The sequence below is a fragment of the Lysobacter fragariae genome (genome assembly GCF_054779775.1).
On record NZ_BAAGXP010000003.1, the window covers coordinates 71,577 to 89,748 of the forward strand.

Annotated in this window: 16 protein-coding genes; 5 read left to right on the top strand and 11 right to left on the bottom strand. The window is 67.7% G+C overall.

Annotated features, from left to right (window positions below; all coding sequences use genetic code 11):
• Positions 1-79: 79 nt before the first annotated feature.
• Both ACYVD7_RS05160 and ACYVD7_RS05165 read right to left on the bottom strand, forming a co-directional pair.
• Positions 80-586, bottom strand: coding sequence for a GNAT family N-acetyltransferase (locus ACYVD7_RS05160; protein WP_460759960.1), 507 nt, complete (start codon positions 584-586; stop codon positions 80-82).
• A gap of 2 nt (positions 587-588) precedes the next feature.
• Positions 589-2,568, bottom strand: coding sequence for a UvrD-helicase domain-containing protein (locus tag ACYVD7_RS05165; RefSeq protein WP_460759962.1), 1,980 nt, complete (start codon positions 2,566-2,568; stop codon positions 589-591).
• A gap of 162 nt (positions 2,569-2,730) precedes the next feature.
• On the opposite strand from ACYVD7_RS05165, the gene ACYVD7_RS05170 reads away from it, so the two are divergent.
• Complete coding sequence (locus tag ACYVD7_RS05170; RefSeq protein WP_460759965.1) at positions 2,731-3,360, top strand: thymidine kinase; 630 nt, start codon at positions 2,731-2,733, stop codon at positions 3,358-3,360.
• 25 nt (positions 3,361-3,385) lie between these two features.
• Here the strand turns inward: ACYVD7_RS05170 and ACYVD7_RS05175 are convergent, their stop codons facing one another.
• The 3 genes from ACYVD7_RS05175 to mutM form a co-directional block, all read right to left on the bottom strand.
• The gene (locus tag ACYVD7_RS05175) at positions 3,386-6,220 is read right to left on the bottom strand and encodes a serine/threonine-protein kinase (RefSeq protein ID WP_460759967.1); all 2,835 of its coding nucleotides are present in this window, start codon (positions 6,218-6,220) and stop codon (positions 3,386-3,388) included.
• A 98-nt stretch (positions 6,221-6,318) separates the two neighbouring features.
• Complete coding sequence (locus ACYVD7_RS05180) at positions 6,319-6,879, bottom strand: ECF-type sigma factor (RefSeq protein WP_460759970.1); 561 nt, start codon at positions 6,877-6,879, stop codon at positions 6,319-6,321.
• 139 nt (positions 6,880-7,018) lie between these two features.
• A complete protein-coding gene (gene mutM / locus ACYVD7_RS05185; protein ID WP_460759972.1) occupies positions 7,019-7,888 on the bottom strand; it encodes a bifunctional DNA-formamidopyrimidine glycosylase/DNA-(apurinic or apyrimidinic site) lyase in 870 nt (289 codons plus the stop codon).
• Here mutM and ACYVD7_RS05190 point away from each other — a divergent pair.
• The 3 genes from ACYVD7_RS05190 to ACYVD7_RS05200 all read left to right on the top strand — a co-directional run bounded on the left by ACYVD7_RS05190 (position 7,887) and on the right by ACYVD7_RS05200 (position 10,913).
• Positions 7,887-8,801, top strand: coding sequence for a CHAD domain-containing protein (locus ACYVD7_RS05190; RefSeq protein WP_460759974.1), 915 nt, complete (start codon positions 7,887-7,889; stop codon positions 8,799-8,801). The genes mutM and ACYVD7_RS05190 overlap by 2 nt on opposite strands.
• A 239-nt stretch (positions 8,802-9,040) precedes the next feature.
• A complete protein-coding gene (locus tag ACYVD7_RS05195) occupies positions 9,041-10,228 on the top strand; it encodes a DesA family fatty acid desaturase (protein WP_460759977.1) in 1,188 nt (395 codons plus the stop codon).
• A gap of 352 nt (positions 10,229-10,580) precedes the next feature.
• The gene (locus ACYVD7_RS05200) at positions 10,581-10,913 is read left to right on the top strand and encodes an EF-hand domain-containing protein (protein WP_460760219.1); all 333 of its coding nucleotides are present in this window, start codon (positions 10,581-10,583) and stop codon (positions 10,911-10,913) included.
• Positions 10,914-11,169: 256 nt separating this feature from the next.
• Here ACYVD7_RS05200 and ACYVD7_RS05205 read toward each other — a convergent pair whose 3' ends face one another.
• Positions 11,170-13,287, bottom strand: a complete 2,118-nt coding sequence (locus tag ACYVD7_RS05205) for a M13 family metallopeptidase (RefSeq protein WP_460759981.1) — start codon at positions 13,285-13,287, stop codon at positions 11,170-11,172.
• A 175-nt stretch (positions 13,288-13,462) separates the two neighbouring features.
• Between ACYVD7_RS05205 and acs the strand changes: the two genes are divergently transcribed.
• Positions 13,463-15,412, top strand: a complete 1,950-nt coding sequence (acs, locus tag ACYVD7_RS05210; protein WP_460759984.1) for an acetate--CoA ligase — start codon at positions 13,463-13,465, stop codon at positions 15,410-15,412.
• Positions 15,413-15,501: 89 nt separating this feature from the next.
• On the opposite strand, the gene ACYVD7_RS05215 is transcribed toward acs, so the two are convergent.
• The 5 genes from ACYVD7_RS05215 to ACYVD7_RS05235 all read right to left on the bottom strand — a co-directional run bounded on the left by ACYVD7_RS05215 (position 15,502) and on the right by ACYVD7_RS05235 (position 18,109).
• Positions 15,502-15,981 (bottom strand): hypothetical protein, encoded by a 480-nt coding sequence (locus tag ACYVD7_RS05215; protein ID WP_460759987.1) that lies wholly within the window; start codon positions 15,979-15,981, stop codon positions 15,502-15,504.
• 118 nt (positions 15,982-16,099) lie between these two features.
• Positions 16,100-16,264: a 50S ribosomal protein L33 gene (gene rpmG, locus ACYVD7_RS05220; RefSeq protein ID WP_036168663.1), complete on the bottom strand. Its 165-nt coding sequence runs from the start codon at positions 16,262-16,264 to the stop codon at positions 16,100-16,102.
• Positions 16,265-16,277: 13 nt separating this feature from the next.
• Entirely contained in the window at positions 16,278-16,514 is a 237-nt protein-coding gene (gene rpmB, locus ACYVD7_RS05225; RefSeq protein ID WP_460759989.1) for a 50S ribosomal protein L28, read from the bottom strand.
• A 426-nt stretch (positions 16,515-16,940) separates the two neighbouring features.
• Complete coding sequence (locus ACYVD7_RS05230) at positions 16,941-17,282, bottom strand: lipid-A-disaccharide synthase N-terminal domain-containing protein (RefSeq protein WP_460759992.1); 342 nt, start codon at positions 17,280-17,282, stop codon at positions 16,941-16,943.
• A gap of 107 nt (positions 17,283-17,389) precedes the next feature.
• A complete protein-coding gene (locus tag ACYVD7_RS05235; protein WP_460759994.1) occupies positions 17,390-18,109 on the bottom strand; it encodes a glycosyltransferase family 2 protein in 720 nt (239 codons plus the stop codon).
• Between the last annotated feature and the right edge of the window lie 63 nt (positions 18,110-18,172).

Sequence of the window (18,172 nt, forward strand, 5' to 3'; positions counted from 1 at the left end):
CGTTGCTACGCGTCCGTGGCGGGTTCGCGATGGATTTGCGAATAGCGAAGTCGCTTCGCGATGAAGTCGCCGCCTGCGATCAGGCCGCCGCGACCTGCAGCGACACCTGCTTCTTCCCGCCTGCGACCCACTGCGTGCCGACTTCGCGGAAGCCGAACTTCGCGTGGAAGCGGCTCGAGGCTTCGTTGAACGGTTCGATGTAGAACTCGCACGCGATCGTGCCGACGCCGTGCTGGCGCGCGAACGCGAACAGGTCCTCGTACAGCAGCCGACCGATCTGCCGGCCCTGGTGCGTACCGGCCACCGCGATGCGGTCGATGTAAAGGAATGCGGCGTGGCGTTGCGCGAACCACAGGTAGTTGGGGCTGTCGTAAGCGGCGCCTTCGCGGAACGCGAGCAGGAACGCCACCACCGTGTCGCCGTCGCACGCGACGCGGTGGTACGTGGCCTGCGCATGCAGCTGCGCCAGGCGCGCCGCATCCAGCGGGCTCATCAGGTCTTCGGACTCAAGATTGAGTGCGAGGATCGCGGCGAGGTCGCGTTCGGTGGCGTCGCGAACGACAGCATCGTGAGCGTCGAGCGCCATCGTCATCCGTCCAGCAGCGCCTTGATCGCAGCGAAACCGGCGCTCGCGCGCTCCTGCTTGCGCACCGCGTCGGCGACCGGGTCGGCGCCGTCGCGCTGAAGTTCCGCCGCGGGCAGTTCGTCGAGGAAGCGGCTCGGCTTGAGCCGCATCTTGTCGCCCCAGCGCTGTGCTTCGCGCGAGTGCGACAGCCACAGCTGTTCCTTCGCGCGAGTGATGCCGACGTAAAGCAGGCGACGTTCCTCGTCCAGGCTGCCTTCCTCCAGCGCCATCTCGTGCGGCAAGGTGCCGTCCTCGCAGCCGACGATGAACACGTAGCGGAACTCAAGCCCCTTGGCGCCGTGCATCGACATCAGCCGCACCTGGTTGCCGGCGTCGCCCTTGTCGGCGTGCGAAAGCAGCGCGAGCTGCGCGGCGAGTTCGCCGGGACCGGAGCCCTTGCCGCCGTCGAACCAGCCCGCGAGTTCCTCGAGGTTTTCCTTGCGCCGCAGGAAGCTGGCTTCGTCCTTGCACTGCGCGCGGATCGACGCGAGCATCCCCGACTTTTCGCCGAGCACGCGCACCAGTTCCGCCGGGCTCAAGCGCTGCGCGTCGCTGCGCAGCGAACGCACGATGCCGGTGAAACCATCCAGCGCATTCGCCGCGCGCGGCGCCAGCTGCTTCAACGCACCGACCGACTCGGCCGCACGCGACATCGGCATGTGCTGTCCATGGGCGAGCTCGGCCAGTTTCGCCAGCGTGGTCGCGCCGACTTCGCGCTTGGGTGCTTGCACCGCGCGCAGGAAGGCCGCGTCGTCGTCGGGATTGGCGACCAGGCGCAGCCAGGCGAGCGTGTCCTTCACTTCCTGGCGTTCCAGGAACGCAGTGCCGCCACTGAGGTGGTAGGGCACGCGCAGCAGCTGCAGCGCTTTTTCCAGCGCGCGCGACTGGTGGTTGCCGCGGAACAGGATGCAGAAGTCGCTCCACGGCGCGGCGTTCTTCTGCGCGATGAAATGGATTTCGGAGGCGACTTTCTCGGCTTCGTGCCCGTTGTCGCGGCATTCCCACACGCGGATGCGTTCACCATCGGGCTGGTCGCTCCACAGCGTCTTGGGGTACTCGTGCGGGTTGTGGGCGATCAGTGCATTCGCTGCGCGCAGCACGCGGTTGCTGCAGCGGTAGTTCTGCTCGAGCTTGACGATCTCCAGCGCCGGGTAGTCCTTCGACAGCTGCAGCAGGTTGTCGGGATTGGCGCCGCGCCAGGCGTAGATCGACTGGTCGTCGTCGCCCACGCAGGTGAACAGGCCCTTGTCGCCCGCCAGCGCCTTGAGCAGGCGGTACTGCGCGTCATTGGTGTCCTGGCATTCGTCGACCAGCAGGTAGCCGATGCGCTCACGCCAGCCCAGGCGCATGTCCTCGTCGGCTTCGAGCAGTTGCACCGGCAGGCGGATCAGGTCATCGAAGTCGACCGCGTTGAATGTTGTCAGTCGCGCCTGGTACTTCTGGTACAGGATCGCCGCGTCCATCTCGCGCGGGCTCTGCGCCTTGGCGAGCGCCTCGTCCGGCGACAGCCCGGCGTTCTTCGCCCGCGAGATCAGATTGCGCGCGTTGTCCAGCACGTCCGGCTTGCTGCCAGGCGGCAGCAGGTCCTTGAGCTGCGCGCCGGTGTCGTCGCTGTCGAACACGGAGAAGCCGCGACGCAGGCCGGCCTTGGCGTGCTCGATCTGCAGGAACTTGAGCCCCAGCGCATGGAACGTGCAGATGGTCAGGCCTTCGGCGGCGTCGCCCTTGATGCGCTTGGCGACGCGCTCCTTCATCTCGCGCGCGGACTTGTTGGTGAAGGTGATCGCGGCGATCCGGCGTGCCGGCATGCGGCCCGACGAAATCAGGTGCGCGATCTTCTCGACGATCACCCGCGTCTTGCCACTGCCGGCGCCGGCGAGGACGAGCAAGGGACCTTCGCAGTGCAGGACCGCGGCGCGTTGTGGGGGGTTGAGGCCGTGCATTGGACATCGGGGCGAAGCGGGCGCCCATTGTAGGGCGGGCCCTGGCCCGCCGCTGCCGCAAACAGCGGGCGCTTGCGCAAAAGCGCGAACCTGTTGCGGATGCCCGTTGCGGACGCCCGGTGCCCGTACCGGCGGGTCGAGACCCGCCCTACACTTCACAGCATGGCCAAGCTCTACTTCTACTACTCGGCGATGAACGCCGGTAAGACCACCACGCTGCTGCAGTCCGCGCACAACTATCGCGAACGCGGCATGCGGGTGCTGATCCTCACGCCGAGGCTCGATGATCGCGCCGGCAGCGGCACGGTGGCGTCGCGCATCGGGCTGAAGGCGCAGGCGGTCGCTTTCGATCGCTCTGACGACCTGGAACGATGCGTGCGCGAGGACATCGACGCGCACGGCAAGCTCAATTGCGTACTGGTGGACGAAGCGCAGTTCCTCTCCAAGCCACAGGTGTGGCAACTGTCCGAAGTGGTGGATGCGTTGCGCGTGCCGGTGCTGTGCTACGGATTGCGCACGGACTTCCGTGGCGAGCTGTTCGAGGGCAGCCAGTACCTGCTGGCGTGGGCGGACGAGCTGAGCGAGATCAAGACCATCTGCCACAGCGGCGCGAAGGCGACGATGACGGTGCGCGTGGATGAATCCGGCCACGCAGTGCAACAAGGACCGCAGGTGGAGATCGGTGGCAACGATCGCTACGTGTCGGTGTCGCGCGCGGAGTTCAAGAAAGTGATACGCGGCGAAAGCACCATCGACGCACTGCCGGACCCCGCACAGCCACCACTGCTGTGAAGCGCCAACGCGGCGCGCGCAACGATCATTGCCGTGGCGCGACCGCCGTGCCGCAATGGTCGCGGACCACGCCGACGGCGCGGAATACGACACCGCCCTCCGGCAGCGCGGCCTGCATCTCGTCCATCAGGGCATCGAGCTCCAGTCGCGCCTGGTCGGGTGCGCTGGTGCAGCGCGTTTCGCTGGCGTAGGCACGTGCGAGCCAGACCGCCTTGCGCAGCTCCGGGTCGGCCTCGCGCCGCTGGGCGGTGGTCGCGAGGAACTGCAGCGCGGCGATGTCGCCATCGCGCGCGAGCAGGCGCGCCTGCGACAGTTCCGCGCGCAACGTATGCGAATGCTTCGCGCCGTAGCCCAGGCGCGTCGTCGCCACTGCCTGCTGCAGCGCCGTGCGCGCGGCTTCGTGCTCGCCCAATGCGTCGCTGACCTCGCCGATCATCCGGTCGGTATCGCCGACGATGCCGTGCTGCGCGCCGAACTGCGCCTGGCGCAGGCGCCGGGACTCCAGAAGCAACGGCAGCGCCTTCGCGTCCTCGCCGACGTCGTGCAGGACCATCGCCTGGTTGAACAGGCCACTGGCGAGCATCGGCTTGTCTTCGCCCTTGCGCCAGATCGCGACCGCGCGTTCCAGCGACGATCGCGCCGTCTCCAGGTCGCCGCGCTCCCATGCGGTGATGCCCAGGCTGTTGTAGTTGAGCGCGACGTCCTTGTTCTCCCTGCCCAGGCGCGCGACGAGCCAGGCCTGGGTGTCGGCGAACTCGGTTTGTGCCTCGGCGAATCGGCCCTGGTCGACATACAACGCGGCCAACTGCCGGCGCGCATCGACGCTGGCGCGGTGGTCGTGGCCGTGCAACTGCAATGCCAGCGCCAGGGCGTCGCGGCAGTCGCGCTCGGCGCCGGCGGAATCGCCCTGCTGGCGTCGCAGCGAGCACTGCTTGCGCTGGATGTCGATGGCCAAGGGGTTGCGCTCGCCGACGCGACGTTGCAGGTAGGCGAGTGCTTCATCGAGTTCGCGCAGCGCGATCGCGGTTTCGCCGACGTCGCCGTGCAGGCCTGCGATATCGATCATGTTCTCGACGATGCCTGCTTCGTCGGTGGGCGTCTCGCGGCGAATCGCCATCGAACGCTCGAACATCTGCCGCGCGCCCTGGCGTTCGCCGATCGCGCGGCGGCAACGGCCAAGCTGCGAATAGAACTCGCTGGACTGCGTCGGCAGCTGCGCCTGTTCGTTGCGTGCCAGGGCGAGCGCGGGCTGCATCAGGGTGATGCAGTCGCGCGTGCGCCCGAGCTGCGTGTCCATGTGTCCACGCAGGGTGAGTGATTCCAACTGCAGGCTGGCCGGGATGTCCTTGCCGGCATCGACGATCACGGCCTGACGCAGCAGCAGCGATTCGGCCTCGGGATAGTCGCCCAGGCCCAGGCGCAGGCGGGCGAGCAGGCCCAGCAGTTCGGCGCGCGTGCGCGGTTGGCGCGCGGGTTCGTTGCGGTCGCGCTGTTCGGCCGCGGTGAGCAGCGAGCGCAGGTCCATCGATTCGCCGGGCGCGGCGCCGCCGGCGTATTCGAACAGGCCGACCATGAAATCCTGCATCGCCTGTGCCCGCGCGGCTTCGGCCAGCGCCTGGTTGGCCTGCCATGCCACCAGGCTCAGCGCGATCGCCAGCACCAGGGTCACCGCGGCGGCGGTCACCAACGCCCAGCGGTGTCGCGCCATGTACTTGCGCATGCGATAGCCGACGCTCTGCGCCCGCGCCTGTACTGGACGTCCTTCGGCGTAACGGCGCAGGTCCAGCGCGAGGGCTTCCACCGACGGATAGCGCTGCTCGGGTTTCTTCGACAGCGTCTTCAGCACGATGTTGTCGAGGTCGCCGCTGACCATGCGCGCGCGCCGGCGCAGGTCGGAGGTGTCGATGTCGACGCGCGGCGAGGTGTCCGTCTCGATGCGGCGCAACAGCGTCTGCGAGGGGCGCAACGGGTCGGTGACCAGGATCGCTTCTTCCCACGCTGCGTCGCTGTCGCGCTTGAGCCGGTAGGGCTTGCGGTCGGTGAGCAGTTCGTAGAGCACCACGCCGAGCGAATACACGTCGGTCATGGTGGTGATGGGTTCGCCGCGGATCTGTTCGGGTGCGGCGTAGTGGAGGGTGAAGGCGCGCACCCCGGTGCGGGTCTGGTCCACCAGCGGCACGTCGCTGTCGAGCAGCTTGGCGATGCCGAAGTCGAGCAGGCGCACTTCGCCCGCCGGCGTGACCAGGATGTTGGACGGCTTGAGGTCGCGATGGACGATCAGGTTGGCGTGCGCGTGGCTGAGCGCATCGCAGATCTGCTGGAACATCTGCAGCCGTTGCGACAGCGAGGTGTTGAGCTGGCGGCAATAGTCGGTGATCGGTTCGCCGTCGACGTATTCCAGCGCGAGGTACGGCAGGCCGTCGGCGGTGACGCCGGCGTCGAGCAGGCGCGCGATGTGCGGGTGCGCGAGCCGCGCGAGGATCTGCCGCTCGCGGGTGAAGCGCAGGCGCAGGTTCGCGTCGGTGAGCCCGGGTCGCAGCAGCTTGAGCGCGACGCGGCGCTGGTACAGGCCGTCGGATCGCGCCGCCAGCCATACCTGGCCCATGCCGCCTTCGCCGAGCATCCGTTCCAGGCGATACGGACCGACTTCCATCCCCGGCATCGCGCCACGCGTGGAAACCAGCGGCTCGGCGAGGAAGTCGGTGCGTTCCTCTTCCAGCGCGATCAACGCTTCCAGTTCGACCGCCAGCACCGGATCCTCCGCGCGCAGCTCATGCAGACGCTGCGCGCGTTCGTCGTCCGGCAGCTCGAAGAGGGAATCGAGCAGCGGTGAGAGGCGTTGCCAGCGCTCGGGATCCATGGGGCGGTCGTCGGCTCGCGATGATCGGTTGTCGTTGGATGCGGTGCCCGGCAGTCAGAACGCTGTTGCGTCCGCAGTCCAGCCGCGAACCGGCAACCCTAGTCTTTCAACGACGCCAGCAGGAACAGCCGCGCCTTCTGCCAGTCGCGACGGATGCTGCGTTCGGAGCGTTCCAGCAGTCCGGCGATTTCCATCTCCGACAGGCCGGCGAAATAGCGCAGCTCGACTACCTGCGCGAGTTTCTGGTCGACCGCGGCGAGCTTGGTCAGCGCCACGTCCAGGCCGAGGGTTTCCTCGTCCAGGCGCACGCCGCCTTCGACGTCCTCGGGCAGGTCGGTGACACGGTGCAGGTCGCCACCGCGCTTCTGTGCCAGGCGCTGGCGGGCGTAATCGACCACCACGCTGCGCATGGCCGAGGCGGCATAGGCGAAGAAATGCGCGCGATCGTCGAAGCGGGCTTCGCGGCGACCGATCAGCTTGAGGTAGGCCTCGTGCACCAGCGCGGTGGCGTCGAGTGTCTGCCCGTGCTGGCCGGCGAGCTGGCGGCGCGCCATGGAATGCAGTTCCGAATACAGCCGCGCGAGCACGTTGTCGAGCGCGCCGCGATCGCCCCCGCGGGCGGCGTCGAGCAGCAAGGTGATATCGGCGCTGTCTGCCATGCCTCTCCCCAATCCTTGCCGCGAATATAAACCCTTTGGTTTGCCGGGGCAGGGGTCTGGCCGATTGCGGTACGGCCCTGCGTTCGAAACTTTTCGGCCCGACGGGCAGGTATGGAAGGCTGCCGGCGAGCGGATCGGGTTACTTCTGGCAATGCCCGCACCACACCGTCGCTCGCTGGCCGATGGCCGCCTGCTTCAGTGGCCGCCCGCAACGCGGGCACGGTTCGCCGCCGCGGCCGTAGGCGGACAGTTCCAGTTCGAAGTAGCCCGGCAGCCCGTCCGGGCTGATGAAATCGCGCAGCGTGGTGCCGCCCCGGTCGATGGCATGCGCCAGGATCCGTTTCACCGCATCGGCGAGCAGCACGTAGCGTTCGCGCGAGACCCTGCCGGCCGCGCGCAGCGGCGAGATACCGGTGGCGAAGAGCGCTTCGGCGGCGTAGATGTTGCCGACGCCGACCACCACCTTCTGGTCCATCAGGAAGGTCTTCACCGGCGCCTTGCGGCCGCGCGAGAGTTCGAACAGGTAGTCCCCGTCGAACACCGCGCTGGCGGCGGCCGCGTCGACAGTCGCGCCGGATGCGTCCGGCAGCGGCTCCGGGCCCAGGTCGCGCAGGAGTTCGTGGACTTCGCCCGGCGGTTGCCACAACAGGCAGCCGAAGCGGCGCGGATCGGTGAAGCGCAGCACGCGGCTGCGACTTTCGCGCCCGCCGCCTTCCAGCGCGATGTCGACGTGGTCGTGCGGGTTCACCGGCGTGGTCGCGGGCAGCACCCGCAGGCTGCCGGACATGCCCAGGTGCAGCAGGGCGCTGCCGGCGTCGGTGTGCAGCAGCAGGTACTTGGCGCGGCGACGCACGGCGTTGATGCGCTGGCCCGGCAGGACCTCGCGGATCTCAGTCGGGATGGGCCAGCGCAGGTCGGGCCGGCGCAGCACGACGCCAGCGACGCGACGGCCTTCGACATGCGGCGCCAGGCCGCGGCGGGTGGTCTCGACTTCGGGCAATTCGGGCATGGCGGCAGCGTACCCGCGGCGTGCGCGCTGGCATATCGTGGGCGGCATGTCTTCCGCGCCGATCGAAGCCGCGCCGCCGCCCCCGGGCCTGCGTGCGCATGCGCTGGAGGAACATGCGCTGGCAGGCGATGCATTGGAAGGCCATGCATTGGAAGAGCTCGACGCCGCCATCGGCCACCTCGCCTGGCGCGGCGGTCGCCGGCACGAGGGCGTGCACCAGGCGCGCAAGTCGCTGCGCCGCGTTCGCGCGACCCTCGCGCTGGGTGGCGAGCGGCTGGGCCCGGGCGCGGGGCTGGTCGACCGGGCGCTGCGGAAGCTCAATCGTGGCCTGTCGCGGTTGCGCGATGCGCACGCGCTGGTGGAAACCTTCGACCGCCTGCTCAAGGCGGGTTACGACTCCCGCACGACGGCGCTTCTCGGCCGCGCGCGCCGCATCGCCGCCGCGCGGCGGGCGAAGGTGGCGGCCCAATTCCAGCGCGACGACGCCGACCTGTCGCGCCGCCGCGCGCTGCTGGGGGTCCTGCGCGCCACCCTGCTGGCGCTGCCGTGGGACGCGGTGCACGCCGGACAACTCGAAGCCGCCACCGCGCACAGTCGCGCGCGCCTGGATGCCGCGCGTGCCCGCGCCTGCCGCAGCGGCCGCGACGAGGACTGGCATGCCTGGCGTCGTCGGGCACGCCGGGTGTCGCAGCAGCGTCGGGCCCTGGCGGCCATCGGGCTCGATCCGGGCAAGCAACCCGGCTTCGACAAGCACGTCACCGAGCAGTTGGGCCTGGCGCAGGACCTGACCCTGCTCCTGGACCATTGCGGCCGGCGCTCCTGTTTCGCCAGGAACGACCGCGCCGCGCTGCGCGCCTTCGCCGAACCCGAGCTGGCGCGCCTGCGCCAGCAGATCGCCGCCGCCGCGCCGTGACCCGGGAGCCCACTCCGACGTGAACCGGTTTGCACGAAGAAAAGGCTGAACAGGCAAAGACTTAGCCCTTGGCCCGGGCGGTCACGACCCCCATCACAAAAGCGGCTTCCATACCGAAGCGCACGTCACCGGACAGTGGCAAACTTCCGGCCGGGGTCGCGCGAAGCACCGCTCTGTCCATCCATCGCCTCTCATCAGGCCTGCTCCCGTCAGGTCTGGCGCGTCCCGCCGGAGTTTCCATGTCTTCTCTGCTCGATTTCCTCGCCGGCGGCCTGCTGCAAGCCGGCATCGGCACGCTGGCGATCTACTTCCTCGTCGCGACCCAGCTCACCATCTTCTCGGTGACCCTGTACCTGCATCGCAGCCAGGCGCACCGCGGGGTCGACTTCCATCCGGTTGTCGCCCACTTCTTCCGTTTCTGGACCTGGCTGTCCACGGCGATGGTCACCAAGGAATGGGCCGCCATCCACCGCAAGCACCACGCCAAGTGCGAGACCGAGGAAGACCCGCACAGCCCGCAGGTGAAGGGCATCGGCAACGTCTTCTGGCACGGCGTGGAGCTCTACAAGGAGGCCCGCGACGACCGCGCCAGCATCGAGCAGTACGGCAAGGGCTGCCCGGAAGACTGGATCGAGCGCCACCTGTACACGCCGCACGCGACGATGGGCCCGACGCTTTACCTGATCATCAGCTTCGCGCTGTTCGGTTTCGCCGGCGTGGCGCTGTGGGCGCTGCAGATGGCGTGGATCCCGTTCTGGGCCGCCGGCGTGGTCAACGGCATCGGTCACTGGTGGGGCTACCGCAACTTCGAAAGCGCCGACACGTCAACGAATCTCTCGCCCTGGGGTGTGTGGATCGGTGGCGAGGAACTGCACAACAACCACCACGCCTTCCCGTCGTCGGCGAAGTTCGCGCTGCGCAAGTGGGAAGTCGACATCGGCTGGGTCGTGATCAAGGCCTTCGAGGCCGTTGGCCTGGCCAAGGTGCTGCGCATCGCGCCCTCCCTGAATGTGCGCCCGAACATCAACATGCCCGACGGCGAGACGATGAAGGCGCTGCTCGCGATCCGCTTCCAGGCGATGACCGATTACTACCGCAGCGTCACCTTGCCGGCACTGCGCGAGGCCAAGTTCAAGCTGCCGCGCAAGCTGCGCCGCGGCCTGGCCGATGGCGGCCGTTGGCTGGATGAGGACAAGCGCGCGAAGCTGCAGTCGTGGCTGGCCGAGCGCCCGCGCATGGCGCAGCTGGCCGAGTTCCGCGCCCGCCTCTCGCAGGTGCTGGACGAGCGTTCGCATGACGCGCAGGCCACGCTGGCGAAGCTGCAGGCGTGGTGCGCGGAAGCCGAGGCTTCCGGCAACGCCGCGTTGCAGGCGTTCTCGATGCGCATGAAGGGTTACGCGATCGCACCGGTGCGCGCAGGCGCCTGACCCGCAACTCATGGATATGGAATACGAAGGGGCGGCGACGCCCCTTCGTCGTTTTCGAGGCGGGCCGCCGCGATCTGCTGCCGGGAGCCTGCCGTTGACAGTCGCCGTCGAAAATCCGCTGCCGACATCGCGGCAAGCCCGAATGGGCGCCGCGTATCTGGTTGAATCGCGGCGCAGCGTGGCGTGGCTGAATCGCCGCATGAGCGAAGCGGCTTTCGCGGTTTACCCGGCGCCGGAAAGTCGGCAGTCTGCGCGTGGTTGCCCGCCACGTTTCGCTGGGCCCTGCCATGATCGGACGCAAGCCATGAGCAAGCCCGCCGCCACCGTTGCTACGCGCATGACCATCGCAGGGATGCCCTTCGCATGCATGGCCCTTGCATTCGCGGTGTTACCCGCGATCTCCCTCGCACAGGTCACCGCCGCCGACCAGTACCTCTCGCGCATGGACGTGGACCGCGACAGCCGCGTCGCGCTCACCGAATACCAGGCGTGGATGGGCTATGCATTCGAGCACATGGATACCAACCATGACGGCCTGCTCACCGCGAACGAGCTGCCCGGCGGCCGGGGACGCACCGTCAGCCTGGCCGAACATCGCGAAACACTGGCGGCCGCGTTCCGTCGGCAGGACGCGAATGGCGATGGTTTCCTGAGCGCGAAGGAACTGGCCGCGCCGCCACGCTAAGGAACGTCTGAATATCTCGAATGCCATCCCGAGCGTGGCGAGGGATCGGCTACCTGCTGGAAACAGATCCCTCGCTACGCTCGGGATGACAGGGCAGGGTTGGTAAGGCCTGCATTCCAGGGCCTGACGGCGACAACCTCCGGTGTTGCCACGGCTGTCGGTCATCGCCCCAGCAAAGCGACTTTCACACCGGAGGCATCGAAGCAAAAGAAAACGGCCGCAACTGCGGCCGTTTCCTCGGGTGCTGGCGCAAGCGTTACCAGATCTTCACCCGGTCGTCCGGCGCGAGGTAGAGCTTCTCGCCGGACTGCACCTTGAACGCGTCGTACCACGCGTCGATGTTGCGGACCGTCATCGCGCGATACGCGGCTGGCGCGTGACCGTCGGTGAGCACGCGCTGGCGTAGTGCGGCATCGCGGATCTTGTTGCGCCAGGCCTGGCCGTAGGCGAGGAAGAAGCGCTGGTCGCCGGTGAGCCCGTCGATCACCGGCGATTCCTTGCCACCCAGCGACTTGCGCCACGCCATGTAGGCGATGGTCAGGCCGGACACGTCGGCGATGTTCTCGCCGGACGTCTGTTCGCCGTTGACGTGCAGGCCGGGCAGCGGCTCGTAGGCGCTGTACTGCGCGGCCAGCTTCGCGGTGGCTGCCTTGAAGTGCTTCGCATCCTCCGGCGTCCACCAGTTGGCCAGGCGGCCCTGCGCGTCGAATTCGGCGCCGGTGTCGTCGAAGCCGTGGCTGACCTCGTGGCCGATCACCGCGCCAATGGCGCCGTAGTTCGCAGCGGCGTCCGCAGCGGGATCGAAGAACGGCGCTTCCAGGATCGCCGCCGGAAAGTTCATCGCGTTCTGCAAGGGCAACTGCACGGCGTTGATCGTCTGCGGTGTCATCCACCACTCGCCACGATCCACCGGCTTGTCCAGCTTGCCGATCTGGTGATGGTATTCCTGCAGTTCCGCGCGCAGGCGGTTGCCCAGCGCGTCGTCCGCGCGCACGTCCAGCGCGGAGTAGTCGCGCCAGGTGTCCGGATAGCCGACGCTCACGCGCATCGTCGCCGCCTTCTCCTTGGCCTTCTCCTTGGTCTGGGGTGTCATCCACGCCAGCGAGTCCACGCGCTCGCCGAACGCGGCGAGGATGTTGTGCACCATCTCCTCGACCTGCGCCTTGGACGAAGCCGGGAAGTACTTCTTCACGTAGAGCTGGCCGACGGCGTCGCCCAGCGCGTTGTTGGTGGCGTCCAGTCCGCGCTTCCAGCGGTCCTTCTGCTTGGGCGTGCCCTGCAGCGCGGTGCCGTGGAAGCCGAAATGCAGGTCGGCGTAGGCCTTGGGCAGTAACGCGGCGTTGTGGTCGAGTGCGTGGACCGTGAGGTAGTCCTTCCAGGACTGCAGCGGTTCGCTACCGACCAGTTTCGCGATGCCGCTGATCGCGCCAGGCTGCCAGGCGACGACGGTCTTCTGCGAAGACAGGCCGGCGGCGTCGAAGAACGCGGGCCAGTCCAGTCCCGGCGCCTTCTGCGCGAAGCCCGCCGTGTCCCAGGGGTTGTTGGCCTTGTGTACGTCCTGCGAGTCGATGATGGGCGCATGCGCCTTGGCGATCTTCGTTTCGAGTGCGAGAACGGCCTTCGCCTTGTCCTGCGGATCGGCGATGCCGGCCTGCTTGAGCAGCGCGGCGACGTAGGTTTCGTACTGCTGCCGCGCCGTCGCCATTTCCTTGTCGGCCGAGAGGTAGTACTCGCGGTCGGGCATGCCCAGCCCGCCCTGCATCAGGCTGGCGACGTAATGCTCCGGATCCTGCAGGCCCTGCGCGACGAACACGCCGAACAGGTTGTCGGTCTGGAAGTTGGTCGCGTTGAGCGGATCGGTGTCGGCGCGCACGCCTGCACCGAGCACGCGGGCGAGGTCGGCCTTTGATGCGATCGCGTCGATCTTCGCCAGCTCCGGCTTGAGCGGCGCCAGGCCGCGCGCCTCGATGCCGGCCTCGTCCATGTAGGCGGCGTAGTAGTCGGCGATGCGGCGCTCGTTGCTGCCGGCGGCGGGTTGCGCGGCCGCGAGCGACTTCACCAGGTCGGCGTTGCGCTGCTCGGCGCGTTCGACCAGTACGGTGAAGGTGCCGTAATTGGAGCGGTCTTCCGGGATGGTCGTGGCCTGGCGCCACGCGCCGTTGGCGTAGCCGTCGAAGTTGTCGCCGGGCTTCACCGACTTGTCGATGCCGGCCAGGTCCACGCCTGCGGTGGGCGCGGCGGCCGGTTGCGGTGCCGTAGCGGCGGTGTCGGCGGTCGGGCCGGCGGACTCCTGCTTGCAGGCGGTGACGAGCGCGCATCCCAGCGCGACGAACAAGGCGCTGCGCAGCAGCGTGGCGGAGCGGGAAGCGGGCATGGCGGTCTTCGGCAAGGGAGGCGGGTCCCCACCTTAACCGCGTCGCTCTTTGCATCATGTGTCGAAAGTCATCGCCACCGATGCGGAGCCGTGGTCAGTGCGGGGGATCGCGAAACCATGTGCCGGCGGCCAACAGCTTGGGGCACACTGGCAGGCCCCGACTCAGGAGCGCGCAATGTCGCAGCCAGACGTCTATCTCGTGCCGGACGCCTTTGCCGCGCAGGCGCGCATCAAGGCCGACGACTACGCGCGCCTGTACGCGCAATCCGTCGCCGCGCCGGACGCCTTCTGGGCCGACGTCGCCCAGCGCATCGACTGGATGAAGGCGCCGACGCAGGTTCGCGACGTGAACTTCGCGGTCGACGACTTCCACATCCGCTGGTACGCCGACGGCGAGCTCAACGCCAGCGTCAACTGCCTGGATCGCCACCTGGCCGCGCGCGGCGACCGCACCGCGCTGATCTTCGAGCAGGACGATCCGGCGAAACCCGCGCAGCACATCAGCTACCGCGAACTGCACGCACGCGTGTGCAAACTCGCCAACGCGCTGCGTGCGCTCGGCGTCGTCAAGGGCGACCGCGTCACCATCTACCTGCCGATGATTCCCGAAGCCGTCGCGGCGATGCTGGCCTGTGCCCGCATCGGCGCGATCCACTCGGTGGTGTTCGGTGGCTTCGCGCCGCAATCGATCGCCGACCGCGTCCACGACTGCCGCAGCAAGCTGATCATCACCGCCGACGAAGGCTGGCGCGGCGGCAAGCGAATCCCGCTCAAGGCCAATGTCGACGCCGCGCTGAAACTGCCCGGCACCCACTCGGTGGAAACCGTCCTTGTCGTGCGCCACACCGGCGGCGCGGTCGACATGCAGATGCCGCGCGACCGCTGGTACGCCGCCGTGGTGGACAACCAGCCCGCGACGTGCGAACCCGAGCGCATGAATGCCGAGGATCCGCTGTTCATCCTCTACACCTCCGGCAGCACCGGCAAACCCAAGGGCGTGCTGCACACCACCGGCGGCTACCTCGTCTATGCGAGCTACACGCACGAAGCGGTGTTCGACCTTCGCGACGACGACATCTACTGGTGCACCGCCGACGTCGGCTGGGTGACCGGCCACAGTTACATCGTGTACGGACCGCTGGCGAACGGCGCGACGTCGCTGGTGTTCGAAGGCGTGCCCAACTACCCGGACGCCTCACGCTTCTGGCAGGTGATCGATCGCCACAAGGTCACGATCTTCTACACCGCGCCGACCGCGATCCGCGCGCTGATGCGCGAGGGCGACGCGCCCGTGCGCAAGGCGTCGCGCGCGTCGCTGCGCCTGCTTGGCAGTGTCGGCGAACCGATCAATCCGGAAGCGTGGCGCTGGTATCACGAAGTCGTGGGCGACGCGCGTTGCCCCATCGTTGATACCTGGTGGCAGACCGAAACCGGCGGCATCCTGATCACCCCTTTGCCGGGGGCGACCGATCTCAAGCCCGGTTCGGCGTCGAAGCCTTTCTTCGGCGTGCAGCCGGCACTGGTGGACGCCAATGGCGCGCTGCTCATCGGTGAAGCCGAAGGCAACCTGGTCCTGCTCGATTCATGGCCCGGCCAGATGCGCACGGTCTACGGCGACCATCCGCGCTTCATCGAAACTTATTTCAAGACCTATCCGGGCATGTACTTCACCGGCGACGGCTGTCGTCGCGATGCCGACGGGTACTACTGGATCACCGGCCGCGTCGATGACGTGATCAACGTCAGCGGCCACCGCATGGGCACAGCGGAAGTGGAAAGCGCGCTGGTGTCGCACCCGAAAGTCGCCGAGGCGGCCGTGGTCGGCTTTCCGCACGACATCAAGGGGCAGGGCATCTACGCGTACGTGACGTTGAAGGCGGGCGAAGCCAGCAGCGACGAGCTGCGCAAGGAATTGATCGCCCATGTGCGCAAGGAGATCGGTCCGATCGCATCGCCCGACCACCTGCAGTGGGCGCCGGGACTGCCCAAGACGCGCAGCGGCAAGATCATGCGGCGGATCCTGCGCAAGATCGCAGAGAACGCACCGGATCAGCTGGGCGATACCAGCACGCTTGCCGATCCGTCGGTGGTCGAGGCGTTGGTGCGGGAGCGGCGCGACGCCTGACCGCCAGCCCGGTAGTGCGCTCCGCTCGGAAGGCTGTTCTTGTACGGCCCGGGTTGGGCGCTGACGTCGCAAGCGCTTTTGCGGGTCCTTCAGCCACCACTGCCGTGCAACGCGGTGCCGTGCACGAGATAGTGATTGAGTCGCGCTTCCCAGTCGCGCATGAACTGTTCGTAGTACGCCGGCGTGAACGCGGCGACGAAGGCATCGCCCTCGGCGCCCAGGCTGGTGTGCGTGTAGGTCACCTGCGCCTGCGAACCGGCTTGCGTGGCCTGCACCTGGATCGACAGGCGACACGCGGTGACCCCGGGGGTGATCTTGAGCATCTCCACGAAGCCGGCGTGCGGTTCGTGGCGGGTGACGTACCAGATCGCGTCGGCAGGATCGGCGGCGGTGACGAAGACGCAGTCGGTTTCGGCGACACCCGATTCGCTCAGCACCAGCAGCGGGTTCCAGCCTTCGATCCAGTCGGCTTCGCGCACGGGGCACAGCAGCGGAAACACGCGCTCCGGTGCGGCGACCAAGTGTTGGGTATAGCTGTGTGCGGCACGGTTGGGCTTGCGGATGTTCATCGTGTTGTCCTCGCGGTTGGAAAGTCTGCGGCGTCGCCGCCGGGCGACGGATCCGCAAAAAGAAGAAGCCCGCCTTGCGGCGGGCTTCTGTATTGCATCCAACAAGCCGGAAGGCGGCTTACTTGATCTTGCCTTCCTTGTAGATCACGTGCTTGCGAACGACGGGGTCGTACTTCTTGACCTCCATCTTGTTCGGCGTGTTCTTCTTGTTCTTGTCGGTGGTGTAGAAGTGGCCGGTGTTGGCCGAGGAGATCAGGCGGATCTTGTCGCGCTTGGAAGCCATGGTTCGATCCTCCTCAGATCTTCTCGCCGCGTGCACGCAGCTCGGCAAGGACGGAGTCGATGCCGTTCTTGTCGATGGTGCGCAGGGCAGCGGTGGAAAGACGCAGCTTCACCCAGCGGTTTTCGCTGGCAACCCAGATCCGGCGTTCATGCAGGTTCGGGAGGAAACGGCGGCGGGTTCGGTTGTTGGCGTGCGAGACGTTGTTACCCGTCTGCACGCGCTTGCCGGTAACTTGGCATACGCGGGACATACGCACCTCGAGAGGTAATGAGTGCTTCCCTTGGCCAGGGAGGCGGCGGCTCCTCCGTCGCGGTGTTCTGCGGCGGCACACGATTCAGGGTCTTGGTGGGCTCCACAGGGTGGAGTTCCGCTGCCGGCGGTGGGTCGGGATCGTGGTCCCGGGGGCCACCCGGTCCTGCCCCAAGGGGCGACCGGACGCAGCGAGCCGCGCATTATGCATGCGCCGGCGCGGCCAGGCAAGTACTTATCCACAGGCTGGCGGGGCCGTCACCTGCCAGCTCCAATGGCGTCGCACGCAGGCATAGGGCGGGTCTCGACCCGCCATCGACGAGGTGGTCCCATCCGGTTCCGCCTGGCCGGGAACGCCTGGCGAAAACAGCTAGCGGGAACGGGAAGCCATCGGCTGCGCCAATGGCGGGTCGAGCCCCGTCCGACGCTAATGCGTCGCCTTGTCCCGGTGCCAACCGCGGTGCTTGATGTCCAACCACAGGCTGTAGGCGGCGGTGAAGGCCGGGAACAGGTTCTGGATGATCCCCACCGAGTCCTGCTTGGACGAGAACAGGAAGTAGGCGAGGGTCATCGCGCTGCCGACCAGGCTCATGTACCAGAACAAACGGGGAATGACCGGCTTGCCGTACCGGCGCGACGCGACGAACTGCACCAGCCAGCGCCCGCCGAACATCAGCGCGCCGGTCAGGCCGATCAGCTTCCACGGCGACATGTGCAGGCCGGTCCAGGCCAGCCAGGCGATCGGGGTGTTCATCAAATCGGCGTGCATGGTGTTTTTTCCGTGTTGACGGTTTCTGGTTGGCGTTCAGTTGCCGGCTTCCAGCCGTCCGCGCGATCCGTCGCCCCGGCGACCGCGCATGACCAACAACGCGACTGTCAGATTTCGCGCACGTCGGTGCGCTTGCTGCGCGTGATCAGCCATGCCACGCCACGCAGGTCGGCCAGGCCCACCAGTGCGCGACCGAGGTTGGTGTACTTGGACACGCCGGCGGTGCGGGCGCGGTGGTTCACCGGCACGCTGACCGTCTTCCAGCCCGCGCGCTGCATCAGTGCCGGCAGGTAGCGATGCATGTGGTCGAAGTAGGGCAGGTCCAGGAATGCCGCGCGCTCGAACAGCTTGATGCCGCAGCCGGTATCGGGCGTGTCGTCGCGCAGCATGCGTGCGCGGATTGCGTTGGCCCACTTCGATGCCCAGCGCTTGCTGCCGGTGTCCTGGCGATTGACGCGCCAGCCGGCGAACAGCTTCACGTCGTCCGCGGACTGCGTGCGTTGCGCCAGCATCTTCGGGATGTCGGCCGGATCGTTCTGGCCATCACCATCGAGCGTGGCGATCCACGTGCCGCGCGCGGCCTTTACGCCGGTGCGCACCGCGGTGCTCTGGCCGCTCTGGCTGACGTGGTGCAGCACGCGCAGTTCCGGCACTTCCGTCTTGAGCTGCTGGAGCGTGGCGAGGGTGTTGTCGCGGGAGTGATCGTCGACGTAGACGATCTCGAAGTCGGCCGTCCCGCGTAGTGCAGCCACAATTTCGCGCACCAGCGGCGCGACATTGTCCTGCTCGTTGAACACGGGCACGACGACGGAAAGTTGCGGGGCCATTGGGGTCATCTGCGGATACGCGTAGTGCCCGCCGTGGGGCGGACGGATGGGGAACGATGGCCG

Excerpts from the sequence above, each read along its gene's own strand:
- ACYVD7_RS05200 (WP_460760219.1), top strand. The coding sequence starts at position 10,581 with ATGCCCTTCGCATGCATGGCCCTTGCATTCGCGGTGTTACCCGCGATC.
- ACYVD7_RS05235 (WP_460759994.1), bottom strand. The coding sequence starts at position 18,109 with ATGGCCCCGCAACTTTCCGTCGTCGTGCCCGTGTTCAACGAGCAGGAC.
- mutM (WP_460759972.1), bottom strand. The coding sequence starts at position 7,888 with ATGCCCGAATTGCCCGAAGTCGAGACCACCCGCCGCGGCCTGGCGCCG.
- ACYVD7_RS05170 (WP_460759965.1), top strand. The coding sequence starts at position 2,731 with ATGGCCAAGCTCTACTTCTACTACTCGGCGATGAACGCCGGTAAGACC.
- rpmG (WP_036168663.1), bottom strand. The coding sequence starts at position 16,264 with ATGGCTTCCAAGCGCGACAAGATCCGCCTGATCTCCTCGGCCAACACC.
- ACYVD7_RS05160 (WP_460759960.1), bottom strand. The coding sequence starts at position 586 with ATGGCGCTCGACGCTCACGATGCTGTCGTTCGCGACGCCACCGAACGC.
- ACYVD7_RS05230 (WP_460759992.1), bottom strand. The coding sequence starts at position 17,282 with ATGCACGCCGATTTGATGAACACCCCGATCGCCTGGCTGGCCTGGACC.
- ACYVD7_RS05205 (WP_460759981.1), bottom strand. The coding sequence starts at position 13,287 with ATGCCCGCTTCCCGCTCCGCCACGCTGCTGCGCAGCGCCTTGTTCGTC.
- ACYVD7_RS05175 (WP_460759967.1), bottom strand. The coding sequence starts at position 6,220 with ATGGATCCCGAGCGCTGGCAACGCCTCTCACCGCTGCTCGATTCCCTC.
- ACYVD7_RS05195 (WP_460759977.1), top strand. The coding sequence starts at position 9,041 with ATGTCTTCTCTGCTCGATTTCCTCGCCGGCGGCCTGCTGCAAGCCGGC.
- ACYVD7_RS05180 (WP_460759970.1), bottom strand. The coding sequence starts at position 6,879 with ATGGCAGACAGCGCCGATATCACCTTGCTGCTCGACGCCGCCCGCGGG.
- ACYVD7_RS05165 (WP_460759962.1), bottom strand. The coding sequence starts at position 2,568 with ATGCACGGCCTCAACCCCCCACAACGCGCCGCGGTCCTGCACTGCGAA.
- rpmB (WP_460759989.1), bottom strand. The coding sequence starts at position 16,514 with ATGTCCCGCGTATGCCAAGTTACCGGCAAGCGCGTGCAGACGGGTAAC.
- acs (WP_460759984.1), top strand. The coding sequence starts at position 13,463 with ATGTCGCAGCCAGACGTCTATCTCGTGCCGGACGCCTTTGCCGCGCAG.
- ACYVD7_RS05215 (WP_460759987.1), bottom strand. The coding sequence starts at position 15,981 with ATGAACATCCGCAAGCCCAACCGTGCCGCACACAGCTATACCCAACAC.
- ACYVD7_RS05190 (WP_460759974.1), top strand. The coding sequence starts at position 7,887 with ATGGCGGCAGCGTACCCGCGGCGTGCGCGCTGGCATATCGTGGGCGGC.